Source organism: Ruegeria sp. CDSA141, assembly GCF_059612005.1.
Genome location: NZ_JBXWPT010000020.1, coordinates 18,533 through 33,925 on the forward strand (window position 1 = coordinate 18,533; position 15,393 = coordinate 33,925).

The window sequence follows — 15,393 nt, forward strand, 5'->3', positions numbered from 1 at the left end:
GCGAAACATCTCCTCTGGTTGGGCCCGGCGCCGCGCATTGCGCGGCGCCGGGCCCAAAGCCAAATGCAGCCTCAGCGAAGCTGATGGTGCGATATGGGAGCGGGAGTTCCTGTGGGCGGCCGATTTACCGGTCTGCTGAGTCAGTAAACCGGTTCCGCAGATGTTCAGACTTGACGTACTGCCCCTTTCGCCGCGCTGGTCGTCAGCTTGGCGTAGGCCTTGAGCGCAGTGGACACCTTGCGTTTGCGCGGCGCGGCAGGCTCCCAACCCTTTGCGTCCTGTTCCTTGCGACGCTCTGCCAGCTCTTCATCCGAAACCGCCAGATGAATGGTGCGGTTGGGGATGTCGATCGCGATCGTGTCACCGTTCTGCACCAGACCAATCTCACCGCCTTCGGCCGCCTCGGGTGATACATGTCCGATCGACAGACCGGATGTGCCGCCCGAAAAACGACCATCGGTCAGCAGGGCGCAGGCTTTACCCAGTCCTTTAGACTTCAGATATGACGTCGGATACAGCATTTCCTGCATCCCCGGGCCGCCGCGCGGGCCTTCATAGCGGATCACCACCACGTCGCCTTCTTTCACCTTGCCGGTGAGAATGTCGTTGACTGCCTGATCCTGGCTTTCACACACGTAAGCCGAGCCAGTAAATTTCAGGATATTTGCGTCTACGCCAGCAGTTTTCACGATACAGCCGTCGCGGGCAATATTACCGAACAGAACGGCCAGACCGCCATCCTGACTGAACGCGTGTTCTTTCGAACGGATCACGCCACCTTCGCGGTCGGTGTCCAGTTCCTTGTACCGGTTGGACTGGCTGAACGCTTGTGTGGTACGCACACCACCAGGGGCGGCTTTGAACAGTTCTTGTGCCTTAGGGTTATTGGCGACCTTGATGTCCCAGTTGGCAATTGCCTCGCCCATCGTTGCCGAATGTACCGTGCTGCATTCTTCGTGCAGCAGGCTTGCGCGGCTGAGCTCTCCGAGAATCGAGAAGATACCACCGGCGCGGTGGACGTCTTCCATGTGCACGTTTTCGGTGTTGGGCGCGACTTTGCAAAGGCAGGGAACACGGCGGCTCAGGCGGTCCATGTCGGTCATGGTGAAATCAACCTCACCCTCATGGGCGATCGCCAGCAGATGCAGAACCGTGTTGGTCGACCCTCCCATGGCGATGTCGAGGCTCATGGCGTTTTCGAACGCGTCAAAGGTGGCGATCTCGCGCGGCAAGAAACCCTTTTCGTCCAGATCGTAATGGCGCTTGGTGATCTCAACGATCCGGCGGCCTGCCTCCAGGAAAAGCTCTTTGCGGTCGGCATGTGTAGCAAGTGTCGAGCCGTTACCCGGCAGGGCCAGACCCAGCGCTTCGGCCAGGCAGTTCATCGAGTTCGCGGTGAACATGCCCGAACAGGACCCGCAGGTCGGACAGGCATTCTCTTCGATGTGCTGAACCTGTTCGTCCGTGAACTTGTCGTCTGCCGCGGCCACCATCGCATCGACGAGGTCGATTTTTTTGGCATCCAGATCAGCGATATCGATCTTGCCGGCCTCCATGGGCCCGCCCGAGACAAAAATGGCCGGGATGTTCAGGCGCATAGCAGCCATCAGCATACCGGGGGTGATCTTGTCGCAATTCGAAATGCAGACCATCGCATCCGCGCAATGCGCGTTGACCATGTATTCGACCGAGTCCGCAATGACTTCGCGGGAAGGAAGCGAATACAGCATGCCGTCATGGCCCATTGCGATGCCGTCATCAACCGCGATCGTGTTGAACTCTTTTGCAACACCACCAGCGGCTTCAACCTCGCGCGCAACCATCTGGCCCAGATCCTTCAGGTGAACATGACCGGGCACGAACTGGGTGAACGAGTTGACGATGGCAATGATCGGTTTGCCAAAATCATCGTCACCCATGCCTGTGGCACGCCAAAGGCCACGTGCGCCGGCCATGTTGCGGCCATGGGTTGAGGTTCTGGATCGGTACAATGGCATAATGCTGTTTCCCTATTGCCTCGGGTTGCATGTCTTGGGGTTCGTACGTTATAGCGCACGTATCACATGTGCGCTATAACGCACAAGAGGATTCGAAAGACGACACGATGGCAATGGACGACATTACGCTGAAGTTACGGGATGTACGCGCGGCATCTGGGCTGAGCCTGTCCAAGGTGGCGGAAATGACGGGTGTCAGCAAAGCCATGCTGGGTCAGATCGAACGGGGCGAATCCAGCCCGACGATTGCCACGCTCTGGAAGATCGCCAAAGGGTTCCAGGTGCCCTTGAGCGCGTTGATCGACACAATGCAGGGCGACCCATCGGTCTTTCAGACCGTGACTTTCCCCGGCAGTATCGAGGTAAAGATCGTCTTCCCCTTCGATCATGCATTGGGGGCCGAAACCTTTCACGTGAGTCTTAACCCAAACCAGAGTCACGACTCGCCCGCGCATGCTGCCGGGGTGACCGAGGAAGTGTTTGTCCTTAGCGGCACTTTGGAAATTCTTCGTGATGGGGAATGGGTTTCCTTGCAGGCAGGGCAGGGTCTGCGGTTTGCGGCAGATGTGCCGCACGGATACCGTGCCGGTGTGCACGGCGCTGCATTTCTGAACATGCATCATTACGCCCAAGACACAGAGTTTCCTGAAAACGGCAGGAACCCTACATGACCGCATTTTTCGACAACCTGACCATCGTGGACGTCATCGGCTCGTTCGGAGCACTGATCGTGGTGGCCGCATATTTCGCGACGCAGATGCGAATGATGAATTCGGATGATCTGGCTTTTCCGGTGATCAACCTGCTGGGATCCGTCCTGATCGTCTATTCCCTGCTGCAGAATTTCAATCTGGCCTCGATGCTGATCGAGGGATTCTGGATCGTGATCAGTATCATCGGTATCATTCAGCACGTCCGCCTGCGCCGGGTGCGATAAATCCAGCGGTTAACAGGCGCTAGCGCTATCCAGTCTTGAACCCCCAAGCTGCCGGGTATAGGGAAATTCCAAGCTCGCTTTGGGGAGGCTTTGATGCAGGACGATCCAAAAACCCTCGTATCTACCGAATGGCTGGCCGCGCATATGAAGGATCCGGATCTGCGGATTCTGGACGGGTCGTGGTACTTGCCCGCACAAAATCGTGATGCAAAGGCCGAATATGATGCAGGCCACATCCCCGGTGCGAGGTTCTTTGATATTGATGAGATATCAGATCACCGTTCCGACTTGCCGCACATGGCGCCTCCGGTCGAGAAATTCATGTCGCGCCTGCGGGCGATGGGTGTGGGCGATGGTCATCAGGTCGTGGTTTATGATGGCGCTGGGCTGATGTCGGCTGCACGCGTCTGGTGGCTGTTCCGTCTGATGGGGCAGGAAAACATCGCGGTTCTGGATGGTGGGTTCCCCAAATGGCAGGCGGAAGGGCGCGAGGTTGAAGATCTGCCGCCGGTCATCCGTGATCGTCATATGACCGTTCGGGTACAAAACCAGCTTGTCCGGGACGTCACGCAAGTGTCCGCCGCCGCCAAGCTTGGTGATCATGAGATTATCGACGCCCGCTCTGCCGGCCGGTTTGCCGGGGCCGAAGCCGAGCCGCGCGAGGGTCTGCGTTCGGGCCATATTCCGGGCTCACGCAATGTCCCTTTTGGCCAGTTGCTGAACGCCAATGGCACCATGAAGTCGCCGGAAGAGTGCCGCGCCATATTCGAGGCTGCGGGCGTCGATCTGTCGAAACCGGCGATCACCTCGTGCGGGTCTGGCGTGACTGCCGCGATCCTGAGCCTTGCGCTGGAGCGCATGGGCAAGAAAGACCACTCGCTTTATGACGGCTCATGGGCTGAATGGGGTGCCTTCCCGACCCTGCCCGTCGCAACCGGAGAGACCTGATGTTCGAGAACCTGAAACCGCAGCCTGCCGACAAGATCCTGGCGCTGATGCAGATGTACCGCGAAGACCCGCGCGATCAGAAGATCGACCTGGGTGTTGGCGTTTATAAGAACGCAGAAGGCATTACCCCGGTCATGCGCGCCGTCAAAGCGGCCGAGCGGCGCATCTGGGAAGAGCAGGACACCAAGGCTTATACCGGGCTGGCCGGCGATCCGGTCTATGCGGATGCGATGATCGGGTTGATCCTCGGCACGTCGGTTCAGCGCGGCAATATCGCGGCTGTGGCGACACCGGGCGGCACCGGCGCCTGCCGTCAGGCGTTCGAGATGATCCGCATGGCCAACCCGTCAGCCCGCGTGTTTGTGACGAACCCGACATGGCCGAACCACCTGTCGATCCTGAACTACCTGGGGATCGAGACGGTTCAATACCGCTATTTCGATGGTGACACACGTGGCGTCGATTTCGACGGCATGATCGAAGACCTGAAGACCGCCACGGCGGGTGACGTGGTTCTGCTGCACGGTTGCTGCCACAACCCGACCGGTGCCAACCTCAACATGGTTGAATGGCAGGAAGTCGTGAACCTGATCAACGCACTTGGCCTCGTAGCGATGATCGACATCGCCTATCAGGGCTTCGGCGACGGTCTGGAAGAGGATGCGCAAGCAACACGTCTGGTCGCATCTTCGGTCAAGGAATGCCTCATAGCGGCGTCGTGCTCGAAGAATTTCGGCGTGTACCGCGAACGCACTGGTTTGCTGATGGCCATCAGCGCCGATGCCGGGCAGACCGCATTGAACCAAGGGACGCTGTCATTCCTGAACCGCCAAAACTATTCGTTTCCACCTGACCACGGCGCACGTGTTGTGACGACCATTCTGATGGATGAAGCGTTGCGCGCAGACTGGGCCACCGAGTTGGAAGAGGTTCGCCTGTCCATGCTGGATTTGCGTCAGCAATTGGCCGACGAGCTGCAGCGTCTGAGCGGCTCGGACCGCTTTGGTTTCATCGCCCAGCACCGTGGCATGTTCTCACGCTTGGGGGCGGCCCCGGAACTGGTCGAGAAACTGCGTGTCGATCACGGCATCTATATGGTCGGCGACAGCCGCCTGAACATCGCCGGTCTGAACGCGACAACCGTGCCGATCCTGGCCAAGGCGATTGTCGACGTCGGGGTTTGACCGGACAACCGTCACGTCTGGTTCAGCCCGGGCGTGGCGGAGTTTTGACGAACTGCATATCCCCGTCAGCCACGGCGAATGGGTTTCCACCTGCGGTTATCACGGCCCGATCTTTCATCGCGCGAAAGTCGAATATGGCGTTTAGCACGACATCAGTTCTGCCCTGATACTCTCGCGGGTGGTAGATACATATGCCGACCTGTTCATCAAGGCGGCGATATGTGTAATCCGCCTCGCCTGCCAGCATGCCGTTCGCGGTGACATAGCAGGTGTTTTCGGTTTCGTAACTGACCGTGTGTGTCGATAAGTCTTCGAAATCGCCATGTCCGGAGTGGTGGACCCCAGTCCATTTCAGGCTTGTGCCAACAAGTGTGCGCGGTGCGTTCGGCATTGCACTCCCCCCTATTTTGACACGCAGATTCTAACCCAAAAACGACTGCCGCACAAAAAAAAGGCCCCAGCACAGGGCTAGGGCCGCTTTTGTTATTCAACGATCTCAACCTTTCGAGAACTCGGGATACGCTTCCATCCCCAACTCACCCATGTCGAGCCCGTTGATCTCTTCTTCCTCACCGACCCGCAGGCCGACTGTTGCCTTGAGGACCGAGAACAGGATGAAGCTGACGACGAAGACGAAGATCCCAATGGCAGCGAAGCCAATGATCTGGGTCACGAAGGACGCGTCACCGTTGGTCCATGCCACGATGAAGGTACCCCAGAAGCCTGCGATCAGGTGAACCGGAATCGCACCGACCACGTCGTCGATCTTCATGCGGTCCAGCATCGGAACGGTCAGGACAACGATCACACCACCGATTGCACCAATGATCAGCGCCTGAAACAGCGACGGCGCCAAGGGTTCAGCGGTGATTGACACCAGACCGGCCAGCGCGCCGTTCAGAACCATGGTCAGGTCAACCTTGCCGTACATCACCTGCGTCAGGATCAAGGCGGCGACGGCACCGGCGGCAGCGGCCATGTTGGTGTTGGCGAAGATACGGCTGATATCGGCCATGTCACCGATGGTTCCCATTGCCAGCTGCGAGCCGCCGTTGAAACCGAACCAACCCAACCACAGGATGAACGTCCCCAAGGTTGCTAGCGCCAAGTTCGAACCGGGGATCGGAACAACCTTGCCGTCCTTGTTGTACTTGCCGATGCGCGGGCCAAGTACGATGGCACCGGCCAGAGCCGCGAAGCCACCTGCGGCGTGCACCAGGGTCGAGCCGGCGAAGTCGCTGAAGCCCATCTCGGACAACCAGCCGCCACCCCACTGCCAGGACGCTTCGATCGGGTAGATGATGCCTGTCAGGACGATCACGAAGAAGAAGAAGGGCCACAGTTTGACGCGCTCGGCCATGGTGCCCGATACGATGGACGCGGTGGTGGCGCAGAACATCAGTTGGAAAAAGAAGTCTGAACCGACGGAAGCATAATCCAGCGCGGTTTCGGTGTCGGCCAAACCAACCGGCTCGAGTGACGTTGGCGAGAACGCGCCCAGAATGCCTGTGATGGTCCAGCCATCACCGGGGTACATCAGGTTGAAGCCCACCAGCCAGTACATGATGGCCGCAAAGGAAAACAGGCCAATGTTCTTGACCAGCTGCATGGCCACGTTTTTCGAACGCACCAGACCGGCCTCGAGCATGGCAAAGCCCGCGGCCATCCAGAATACGAGAAAACCGCCGACCAGAAACAGCAGTGAGGTCAGGATGTATTGCGTGTGCTGTGCGGCCTCGCCTGCGGCCTCTTGCGCAAGGCCCATCTGCGGCAGCGCGACAATCGCGGCGGCAGGGATGAGAGATTTCATCAGGTTCATGTGTCTTCCTCGAATGAGTGTGAGTGGGCGCGCTTTACAGCGCGTCCTCGTTGGTTTCCCCGGTCCGCACGCGCAGCGCCTGCTCGACATCGAGGACGAAAATCTTGCCGTCACCGATTTTGCCGGTTTTGGCTGTTTTGGTGATGGTCTCGACGATCTGGTCGGCCATTGTCGCGGGCACCACGATCTCGAGCTTGATCTTGGGTACGAAATTCACAGCATATTCGGCCCCCCGATAGATTTCGGTGTGACCGGATTGCGAGCCGAAGCCCTTGATCTCGGTTACCATCATGCCGCGCACGCCGGCCTCGGTCAGTGCCTCGCGCACCTCCTCCAGCTTGAACGGCTTGATTGTCGCAATGATCAGTTTCACGTCTTTCCCCTCTGGTTCTCCGGCGGAACCGGTTTGTTTGCACCTGCAGAAAATGCGCGACTGAGCGTGGGAAGAAACGGCTATTGGACGCCAATGGGCCGTAAAATGGCGTAAAGTTGCACATTTTTTGCACAAACTTGGCGAGCTGATTAAATATCGGGCAGTGTTGTGAGGGGAATTTTCGGAAAATCGGACCTCTACATACTCAGGTCAGCGGGGTATGGTGGCGCAAAAGAAAAACCGGGCAGAGTTTGAGCATGACTGAGTCCAAGCGACGCAAGCCGAAATTGGTTGCGGATAGAAGGTACCCGTCAAAGGGCCGTAAACCGTCGGCGTCCAAGCGCCCGGCGGGCAAGAAGGCGACGGCCCGCAAGACAACCACGCGCAAAACCGCGCGCAAGAAGACGCGCAAGAGATCGGGCGGCAAGGGCGGTGGGATCCTGCGTCGCTTTTTCCGCTGGGTCTGGCGTATGGTCTGGGGTCTGACCTGGCGGGTTGGCGCAGTTGTGGCCATTTTGATCGCTTTGGCAGTGGGCGTCGTCTATACCTCTTTGCCGGACCTGGACGCCTTGTTGGACGGGCGCGCGCGGGGGTCGGTCACGCTGCTGGACCGGGACGGCAAAGTGTTCGCGTGGCGCGGTGACCAGTTTGGCGGGGTGATCACGGCTGATACGGTGTCCCCGCATCTGAAAAACGCCGTCATTGCGACCGAGGACAAACGCTTCTATCGCCATTTCGGCGTAAGCCCGCGTGGCGTCGCGAGCGCCGTACGCATCAACCTGAGCGAAGGGCGCGGCCCGTTGTCCGGGCATGGCGGGTCCACCATTACGCAGCAAACGGCCAAACTGCTGTGTCTGGGCGAGCCTTATGATCCGGCTGAATGGGAATCAGAGGCTGCCTATGAAGCCGATTGCCGTCAGGGTTCACTGTGGCGCAAGGCCAAGGAGGCCATTTACGCAATTGCCATGGAGGTGAAATACTCCAAGGATGAGGTTCTGACGATTTACCTGAACCGGGCGTTCCTTGGTGCAGGCGCGCGCGGGTTCGAGGCCGCAAGCCAGCGATACTTTGGAAAGTCCGCAGCTGAAGTGTCTCCAGCTGAGGCAGCGATGCTGGCCGGCCTGCTGGTTGCACCCACGCGCTATGCGCCGACGAACAACCTGCAACGGTCTCAGGACCGGGCCCGCCTTGTGATCGGTCTGATGGAGGATCAGGGCTATCTGACCGCCGCGCAGGCCAGCGAAGCACGAGCGCGGCCTGCCCAACTGTCCGAGGCGGCGGCTGCGCGGGCCGGGGGGTACTTTGCGGATTGGGTCATGGCCAGCGGGCCCGAGTTCTTTACCCGAAACACGACCGAAGATGTGGTGATCCGTACGACCTTGGATCAGCGCATCCAGACTTCTGCGGAAGAAGCGCTGAAGTTCATCTTTCAGGAAAAAGTCCGTGAAGGCTCAAAAGCGCAGGCCGCCATTGTCGTGATGTCGGCAGACGGTGCGGTACGTGCCATGGTTGGTGGGCGCAAGACACGCGTGTCTGGCGCGTTCAATCGGGCGACACAGGCGCTGCGTCAGACGGGATCATCGTTCAAGCCGTTCGTCTATGCCACCGCGTTGGAACTTGGCTATTCGCCGCTGGATACGGTGATGGATGAACCCTATTGCGTCGATATTCCGGGGTCAGGCCAGTGGTGTCCCAAGAACTATACCAATAAGTATTATGGTCGGGTGACCTTGGCGGATGCGCTGAAAAACTCGCTGAACATACCGGCGGTGAAAGTGGCCGAGATTTCCGGGCTGGACAATGTTCGGACGATCGCCAGCGGCTTTGGGATTGCCAGCGATCTTGCACAGGGGCCTGCGCTGGCGCTTGGTGCATCTGAAAGCACGTTGATCGAGATGACCGGCGCATATGCAGGCATCCTGAATGGCGGGTCACAGGTTGAACCTTATGGGCTGACCGAACTGAAGCTGTTGGGCGACGAAACACCCGTCATGGTCACGACGACCGGTATTGGTGAGAGAGTCATCAATGAAGCGGCTGCCAAACAGCTGACCTGGATGATGGAACGTGTGGTCTCTGAAGGGACCGGCGCGCGGGCCAAATTGCCCGGCTGGCAGGTGGCGGGCAAGACCGGAACGACCCAGGCCGCACGCGATGCGTGGTTCATCGGGTTCACGGCGGATTACGTAACTGGCGTCTGGATGGGGTATGATGACAACACGCCCTTGTCCGGCGTAACCGGGGGCGGGTTGCCTGCCGAGATCTGGAAGGAAACCATGCTGCGCGTGACCGAGGGGATGACACCCACACCCTTGCCGATGATGGCGCCGGAACCACCCGTTCAGGTCGCCCAGCCGCAGCCCCGCCGCAAGCGCGGAGGTTTTGCCGATGACATCAATAACCTGCTGAAGAACATTTTTGGCGGCAACTAAAGCAAACTCGAAAAGCCGAAACAAGAAAAAGGCGGTGCACCGGGCACCGCCTTTTGTCATTCTTTATTCGTGACTTAGACGCTTGCGTCCAAAGCTGCGAGGATCGCGTCGCCCATTTCGGTGGTCGACACGGGCTGAACGCCCTCATCCGCCAGCAGGTCGCCGGTACGCACACCGTCGGCCAGAACTTTTTCGATCGCTGCTTCCAGACGATCTGCTTCTTCGCCGTGATCAAAGCTGTAACGCAGAGCCATCGCAAAGCTGAGGATACAGGCGATCGGGTTGGCTTTGCCCTGACCTGCGATATCGGGGGCAGACCCGTGTACGGGCTCGTACATCGCCTTGGGGCGTCCATTGGCCATCGGAGCGCCCAGCGACGCTGACGGCAGCATACCCAGAGACCCGGTCAGCATCGCGGCGCAGTCGGACAGGATGTCGCCGAACAGGTTGTCGGTCAGGATCACGTCAAACTGCTTGGGTGCGCGCACCAGCTGCATGGCACCGTTGTCAGCGTACATATGGCTCAGTTCGACCTCGGGGTAATCAGCGGCAACGCGGTTGACGACTTCGCGCCACAGGATGCCCGATTCCATCACGTTGGCTTTTTCCATCGAGCACAGTTTTTTGTTCCGGCGCATCGCCAGTTCGAAGGCGGAGCGCGCAACCCGTTCGATCTCGGATTCGGTGTAGCGCTGGGTGTTGATGCCAACGCGTTCATTGCCTTCTTCGAAGATGCCGCGCGGTTCCCCGAAATAAACACCCGAGGTCAGTTCGCGAACGATCATGATATCGAGACCGGCAACGATGTCTTTTTTCAGCGAAGAGAAGTCAGCCAGCGCGTCAAAGCACTGGGCCGGGCGCAGGTTCGAATACAGGTCCATTTCCTTGCGCAGGCGCAGCAACCCGCGCTCGGGCTTCAGGCTGAAATCCAGATCGTCGTATTTCGGACCGCCGACAGCGCCCAGCAGAACCGCGTCAACCTCCTGCGCCTTGGCCATCGTCTCATCGGACAGAGGCTTGCCGTGGGCGTCATAGGCCGCACCGCCGACCAGATCCTCGCTCACGTCAAATTGAAGACCGCGATTGGTGCCGAACCAATCGATGATTCTGCGCACTTCGGCCATGACTTCCGGGCCAATTCCGTCTCCGGGCAGGATAAGGAGCGAAGGGTTGGACATGAAGGGTCTCCTTGCGTTTTGTTGCACAGGGCCTAGCGTCTGCGTTGCATCGGGTCAATGAGACGAACATGCCAAAACAGAAGGAAATCACATGCTGACACCTGGAAATCCAGTTCCTGCGCTGAAAATCGAAACTGTTGCCCATGGCAGCTTCGATCTTGACGCGGACAAGGGCGAAAACGGGACGCTGGTGATTCAATATCGCGGGCTGCATTGCCCGATCTGCATCAGGCAGATGGCCGAGGTCGAAGCGGCGCTGGATGACTTCGCGGCGCTGGGCGTCGATGTCATCATGATCACCACCGATACAGCCGAGCGCGCGGCGGAAACCGCCGAAAAAGCCGGAGCGTCGCGACTGCGTGTGGGTCACAGCCTGCCGCTGTCTGCAGCGCGGGACGATTGGGGACTGAACATCTCGATCAAGCGCGAAGGCAGCGCCGAACCGGACCTGTTCGCAGAGCCCGGACATTTCTACGTCGCACCCGACCGGACGCTGTACTACGCTTGGCAACAGACCACGCCTTTCGGTCGCCCGTCGATGTCGGATATTTCAGGTGGCTTGAAATTCACACTGGGCAACAACTATCCAGCGCGTGGAACTTATACTGGCCTGCTTTGACGCTCAAAGAGCGGCTTTGAGCCCTTCAGCCAACAAGTCCCAGACCCTGCGGATGCGCGGGGTCTGGCGCATGGCCTGAGGTGCGGCCAGCCACACGGGTAGAATCGGGATGTCCACATCCAGCGGCAGAATTTCCACGTCGGGGTCGGCTTCGGCAACCTGTACCTGACTGAAACCTATGCCACAGCCCGCCCGGATCAGTTCCCAATAGGCGCTTTGCAGGTCACAGCGGGTGGCAAAGCTGTCCCGGCTGGCTGGCCATCCCTTTTCCCGCATGGCCTTGATGATCTCCTGGTTCGCGTCAAATCCCACCAGGTCATGGGTAAACAGTTCTTCCGGCGTCTTGGGGCGCCCCTTCCGGTCCAGATAGGACTTGGCGGCACAAAAACACAGCGGCACATCCCCGAGATAGCGGGAAATGAGATCCACCTGCGCAGGGCGATACATACGCACGGCGATATCCGCCTCGCGATAGAGCAGATTCTCGGTGGTGTCGGTGGCCACCAGTTCAAGCTGAATCGTGGGTTCATGCTTGCGGATGGACGCCAGTATCGGTGGCAGCAGGTGATGCGAGGCAAAGACCGATGCGGTGATACGCACCGAGCCTTCAAGCTGTTGCGATTGCCCCGCAGCGGCAAGACTGAACGCGGTCATGGCGCTGTGCATCTGCTGGGCCATCGGCAAAAGCTGTGAACCCGCTTCGCTGAGCTTCAGACCGCGGGCGTGGCGATCGAAAAGGGAGACAGCCAACTCGTCCTCGAGGTTTTGGACCTGCCGCCCCAAAGTGGGTTGGCTGCGATTGAGATGTCGTGCGGCGGCAGACAGCGATCCCGTCTCGGCCACGGCCAGAAAGCATTGGATCAGCGACCAATCTGCATGTGTCAGTGCTTTGTCCATTCAGAAATGAATACACATTCTGCGATTTACGGCAATTCCCTGCGCGACGTGAATGGGTAGATTGACCTCAGACAGGAGGCAGACATGGCACAAACAGCACTGGTACTGGGCGCATCGGGGCGCTTTGGACGCAATGCAGCACTGGCATTCAGGCACGCGGGCTGGGATGTGACAGAGTTTGACCGCAGGTCTGGTACGCTGTCACAGGCAGCGCGCGGCATGGATGTCATCGTGAACGGATGGAACCCGCCCTATCCCGATTGGGCGCGCGATGTGCCTGTACTGACCAAGCGGGTGATAGATGCGGCGTCAGATACGGGGGCGACCGTGATTGTGCCGGGGAATGTCTACGTATTTGGCGAGGATACGCCGGGCCCATGGTCGGGCGGGACCCCGCATAAGGCCACCAATCCTCTGGGCCGGATCCGGATCGACATGGAAGAGGCCTATCGCGCGTCGACGGTGCGCACCATCCTGTTGCGTGCCGGGGACTTCATTGACACCAATGCGTCCGGGAACTGGTTCGATCAGGTCATGATCAAGCGCCTTTCGCGTAGTCAGTTCGTTTATCCCGGTGATCCGGAGGCGCCGCACGCTTGGGCTTTTCTGCCTGACCTGGCCCGCGCTGCCGTCGCACTGGCTGAGATTCGCGAAGATCTCCCCCGTTTCTGCGATGTTCCATTCGACGGGTTTACATTGACCGGGGTTCAGATCGCACAAACCCTCTCGCAGGTTACGGGTCGGACGGTTTCTGTACAGCGCATGAAATGGTGGCCTTTGCAGGTGGCGCGCCCTTTCTGGCGTTTGGCCCCCTGCTTGATTGAGATGCGATACCTCTGGCGCGTGCCACATCAACTGGATGGCGGCTATATGAGAGAATTGCTGGGCTCGTTTCCCAAATCGAACTTGGAGGATGCCTTGCGTTCGGCAATTCCCCCCCAATGTGCCGCATCATCGACAAAAGCTGGGAATATGGGCGAGGTTTTAGGGTAGGATTATGTCAACCCAGACCAATCGATGCCTGCTGGCACGTTGGGCGCTGTCGTTTAACCTGTCGCCTTTCTCGGGCCAAACAACACCAGTTTCAGAGATTTGCAGATCGCTGGACGGCAACACGTAATCAACGCGCATTTCTCCGGTGGCTTTCCAATCGACTGTAGCTGATGAACCCAACGGGTCTGCCGGCACCAGATCTTGCACATGGGAACTGGTCAAAAGGGTGCGAATGGCCTGGTTGCGGCCTTCTCCGCGGGTCGGGTCGAGATTGGCGTCTCCAGCGATCACGAACGGGCCTTTGGGAACTGGCCCTAGACCGCCGTTCAGCAAAACCGACCAAAAGCGAATTTCATCCCTGTTGCGCAGACCATTACGATCTTCGAGGCCGTCAAAAACGGGTGGGGTAGCGTGAAAGGTCATCAGGCTGAGGCGCCCATGCGGGGTTTTGATCGGAAGCACCCAATGCACAGTTGAGGACAGGCGCTGAATCTCGTGCGCCGCTTCAGATGGGAAGGGAAGGCCGTTTTTGCTTGGTAAAGTGGCCCCAGGCAGGTCTTTCCACAGAAGATCGGAGTAATCCTGAACGTGATCGGTCAGGATTTCGAAACGGGACAACACCGCCACTCCTCCGTGGCCCGTGAACTTCCCCCAGCCCTGCGCGTCGCCGGGACCTTGCGTTTGGCCATCGCCGTCCAGATCCAGCGGTGTTTCCAACCCTGCATTTGGTCGAGCGGAAAAGTGATAGGGGAAATCCAGACCCGCATCGCGCAGTTTCTCGGACAGGGCGCTTAGGGCTGCGCCGTCCAGATCCCAGTCGATGCCCTGCAGGGCAATTGTGTCAGGTCGTGCCGCTGTAATGACATCGACGACGGCGCGAACCTGCGCATCGTCCCGCTGGATGTCGCGCAGCAGAAGACCGGGTCCATTTCTGCTGAGTTCAGTGTTGTAGGTGGCGATGCGATAAACCTCTGCCTGTGCCGAGAAAGGCAGCAGCAGCAAAGCAAGGGCACGGATCATGCGGCTTGCGTTGTCTCGCTTGTCGAATAGGCGCGGCGCTTTTCCACGATCAGACCTGCGATGCGAAGCGTCGCCATGCCGCGCATGATCATGCTGGCGGGCAGGAAGGCCCAGGCGCTCATGGTCCAGATCAGCGTCTGCGGATTGCTCAGCGAGATCGGGGCGACAACGCTGCTCATGAGCTTGATGACAGCGGGGATGACGAAGGGGAGCAGAACACCAATACAGATATTCAGGCGTCCGTCACGTTGCAGGCGGGTAACAACATCGCCGCCTTTGGTGGGATCAAACAGCGGTAGATTGGTCCACACGTTGAAGGCGCCATTGCCAGTGGGCCAGCCACGCACCTTGACCGCATAGGCAAAGCTGGCGACGGTGACCAAGGCGGCCACGTAGGCTACGCTGGCTGCGATCCGAACCAGTTCGATCAACGGCTGGCTGGCATCAACGGGCAGCATCAGCACGATCAGTCGAACCGGGGAGTAGGGGAAGTCCGCGACATTCGCGACGGCCAGACCCACAGCGTAGGCAAACGTGGTCAGTTCAGTCGGTTCATAGGCGTTTTTGCAAACCAGCGTCAGAAAGGTGACCATCGACATCAACCCGACAAATCGCAGGCGGTTCACCGGTGGAGCATCGCGAAATTCAATAAAGCTGGGAAAGGCAGAATTGTACTCGGCGAACGTCAGGATGAACGCGAGAATCGCGAGGAAGACCAGGATCTCGGTCCCGTTCGTCGATGATACAGGCAGGTACAACGCGGGTGTCAGCACCATCAGTGCCACAAGTATTCCACGTATCGCCGCCCCTGTTGTGCGCGCAATCACTATCCGAACCCTTTTTCAAACCGGATAAGTCGATCTTCGCCGACTTACATTCCAACTTGTGCCCATCGTCTCGAGTTTTTGACGGATGCCTCTTTAGCGCCAACATGGACGATAAGCGGCATTTCGCTCAAGACAGGGTGCAGAAAACACGTGATTTCGGGCAAAATGA

General features: G+C 58.9%; 15 protein-coding genes. 7 read left to right on the forward strand and 8 right to left on the reverse strand.

All coding sequences use genetic code 11. The features are described from left to right. Positions 1-164: 164 nt before the first annotated feature. Complete coding sequence (gene ilvD / locus AC2FLP_RS19300) at positions 165-1,997, reverse strand: dihydroxy-acid dehydratase (RefSeq protein ID WP_299900273.1); 1,833 nt, start codon at positions 1,995-1,997, stop codon at positions 165-167. A 107-nt stretch (positions 1,998-2,104) separates the two neighbouring features. On the opposite strand from ilvD, the gene AC2FLP_RS19305 reads away from it, so the two are divergent. The 4 genes from AC2FLP_RS19305 to AC2FLP_RS19320 all read left to right on the forward strand — a co-directional run bounded on the left by AC2FLP_RS19305 (position 2,105) and on the right by AC2FLP_RS19320 (position 5,066). Next, positions 2,105-2,668, forward strand: coding sequence for a helix-turn-helix domain-containing protein (locus tag AC2FLP_RS19305; RefSeq protein WP_496685685.1), 564 nt, complete (start codon positions 2,105-2,107; stop codon positions 2,666-2,668). Further along, positions 2,665-2,934, forward strand: a complete 270-nt coding sequence (locus tag AC2FLP_RS19310; RefSeq protein ID WP_496685682.1) for a CBU_0592 family membrane protein — start codon at positions 2,665-2,667, stop codon at positions 2,932-2,934. The genes AC2FLP_RS19305 and AC2FLP_RS19310 overlap by 4 nt, the downstream gene beginning before the upstream one ends. Positions 2,935-3,027: 93 nt before the next feature. Beyond that, positions 3,028-3,882, forward strand: a complete 855-nt coding sequence (sseA, locus tag AC2FLP_RS19315; protein WP_299900267.1) for a 3-mercaptopyruvate sulfurtransferase — start codon at positions 3,028-3,030, stop codon at positions 3,880-3,882. Beyond that, positions 3,882-5,066 (forward strand): amino acid aminotransferase, encoded by a 1,185-nt coding sequence (locus tag AC2FLP_RS19320; protein ID WP_496685679.1) that lies wholly within the window; start codon positions 3,882-3,884, stop codon positions 5,064-5,066. Before sseA ends, AC2FLP_RS19320 begins: the two co-directional genes overlap by 1 nt. Positions 5,067-5,088: 22 nt before the next feature. Here AC2FLP_RS19320 and AC2FLP_RS19325 read toward each other — a convergent pair whose 3' ends face one another. The 3 genes from AC2FLP_RS19325 to AC2FLP_RS19335 form a co-directional block, all read right to left on the reverse strand. Next, entirely contained in the window at positions 5,089-5,457 is a 369-nt protein-coding gene (locus tag AC2FLP_RS19325) for a hypothetical protein (RefSeq protein ID WP_496685677.1), read from the reverse strand. A 105-nt stretch (positions 5,458-5,562) separates the two neighbouring features. After that, positions 5,563-6,885: an ammonium transporter gene (locus tag AC2FLP_RS19330; RefSeq protein ID WP_117871085.1), complete on the reverse strand. Its 1,323-nt coding sequence runs from the start codon at positions 6,883-6,885 to the stop codon at positions 5,563-5,565. A gap of 34 nt (positions 6,886-6,919) precedes the next feature. Further along, positions 6,920-7,258 (reverse strand): P-II family nitrogen regulator, encoded by a 339-nt coding sequence (locus AC2FLP_RS19335; RefSeq protein ID WP_117871083.1) that lies wholly within the window; start codon positions 7,256-7,258, stop codon positions 6,920-6,922. A 257-nt stretch (positions 7,259-7,515) separates the two neighbouring features. On the opposite strand from AC2FLP_RS19335, the gene AC2FLP_RS19340 reads away from it, so the two are divergent. Continuing rightward, positions 7,516-9,690, forward strand: coding sequence for a transglycosylase domain-containing protein (locus AC2FLP_RS19340; protein ID WP_496685675.1), 2,175 nt, complete (start codon positions 7,516-7,518; stop codon positions 9,688-9,690). Between the two features lie 74 nt (positions 9,691-9,764). Here the strand turns inward: AC2FLP_RS19340 and leuB are convergent, their stop codons facing one another. After that, positions 9,765-10,868 (reverse strand): 3-isopropylmalate dehydrogenase, encoded by a 1,104-nt coding sequence (leuB, locus tag AC2FLP_RS19345; protein WP_117871079.1) that lies wholly within the window; start codon positions 10,866-10,868, stop codon positions 9,765-9,767. A 91-nt stretch (positions 10,869-10,959) separates the two neighbouring features. Between leuB and AC2FLP_RS19350 the strand changes: the two genes are divergently transcribed. After that, entirely contained in the window at positions 10,960-11,487 is a 528-nt protein-coding gene (locus AC2FLP_RS19350) for a redoxin domain-containing protein (RefSeq protein ID WP_299900253.1), read from the forward strand. 3 nt (positions 11,488-11,490) lie between these two features. Here AC2FLP_RS19350 and AC2FLP_RS19355 read toward each other — a convergent pair whose 3' ends face one another. Beyond that, positions 11,491-12,384 carry a LysR family transcriptional regulator gene (locus tag AC2FLP_RS19355; protein WP_496685668.1) on the reverse strand — a complete coding sequence of 298 codons (894 nt, stop codon included), beginning with the start codon at positions 12,382-12,384 and terminating at the stop codon, positions 11,491-11,493. A gap of 84 nt (positions 12,385-12,468) precedes the next feature. On the opposite strand from AC2FLP_RS19355, the gene AC2FLP_RS19360 reads away from it, so the two are divergent. Then, complete coding sequence (locus AC2FLP_RS19360) at positions 12,469-13,377, forward strand: Rossmann-fold NAD(P)-binding domain-containing protein (RefSeq protein ID WP_299900247.1); 909 nt, start codon at positions 12,469-12,471, stop codon at positions 13,375-13,377. On the opposite strand, the gene AC2FLP_RS19365 is transcribed toward AC2FLP_RS19360, so the two are convergent. Together AC2FLP_RS19365 and AC2FLP_RS19370 are read right to left on the reverse strand one after the other, a co-directional pair. After that, positions 13,369-14,397 (reverse strand): endonuclease/exonuclease/phosphatase family protein, encoded by a 1,029-nt coding sequence (locus AC2FLP_RS19365; RefSeq protein WP_496685651.1) that lies wholly within the window; start codon positions 14,395-14,397, stop codon positions 13,369-13,371. The genes AC2FLP_RS19360 and AC2FLP_RS19365 overlap by 9 nt on opposite strands. Further along, a complete protein-coding gene (locus AC2FLP_RS19370; protein ID WP_496685648.1) occupies positions 14,394-15,224 on the reverse strand; it encodes a hypothetical protein in 831 nt (276 codons plus the stop codon). The genes AC2FLP_RS19365 and AC2FLP_RS19370 overlap by 4 nt, the downstream gene beginning before the upstream one ends. Positions 15,225-15,393 lie beyond the last annotated feature (169 nt).

Bases quoted from the DNA above. Each gene is read 5' to 3' on its own strand.
- ilvD (WP_299900273.1), bottom strand. From the start codon at position 1,997: ATGCCATTGTACCGATCCAGAACCTCAACCCATGGCCGCAACATGGCC.
- AC2FLP_RS19305 (WP_496685685.1), top strand. From the start codon at position 2,105: ATGGCAATGGACGACATTACGCTGAAGTTACGGGATGTACGCGCGGCA.
- AC2FLP_RS19310 (WP_496685682.1), top strand. From the start codon at position 2,665: ATGACCGCATTTTTCGACAACCTGACCATCGTGGACGTCATCGGCTCG.
- sseA (WP_299900267.1), top strand. From the start codon at position 3,028: ATGCAGGACGATCCAAAAACCCTCGTATCTACCGAATGGCTGGCCGCG.
- AC2FLP_RS19320 (WP_496685679.1), top strand. From the start codon at position 3,882: ATGTTCGAGAACCTGAAACCGCAGCCTGCCGACAAGATCCTGGCGCTG.
- AC2FLP_RS19325 (WP_496685677.1), bottom strand. From the start codon at position 5,457: ATGCCGAACGCACCGCGCACACTTGTTGGCACAAGCCTGAAATGGACT.
- AC2FLP_RS19330 (WP_117871085.1), bottom strand. From the start codon at position 6,885: ATGAACCTGATGAAATCTCTCATCCCTGCCGCCGCGATTGTCGCGCTG.
- AC2FLP_RS19340 (WP_496685675.1), top strand. From the start codon at position 7,516: ATGACTGAGTCCAAGCGACGCAAGCCGAAATTGGTTGCGGATAGAAGG.
- leuB (WP_117871079.1), bottom strand. From the start codon at position 10,868: ATGTCCAACCCTTCGCTCCTTATCCTGCCCGGAGACGGAATTGGCCCG.
- AC2FLP_RS19350 (WP_299900253.1), top strand. From the start codon at position 10,960: ATGCTGACACCTGGAAATCCAGTTCCTGCGCTGAAAATCGAAACTGTT.
- AC2FLP_RS19355 (WP_496685668.1), bottom strand. From the start codon at position 12,384: ATGGACAAAGCACTGACACATGCAGATTGGTCGCTGATCCAATGCTTT.
- AC2FLP_RS19360 (WP_299900247.1), top strand. From the start codon at position 12,469: ATGGCACAAACAGCACTGGTACTGGGCGCATCGGGGCGCTTTGGACGC.
- AC2FLP_RS19365 (WP_496685651.1), bottom strand. From the start codon at position 14,397: ATGATCCGTGCCCTTGCTTTGCTGCTGCTGCCTTTCTCGGCACAGGCA.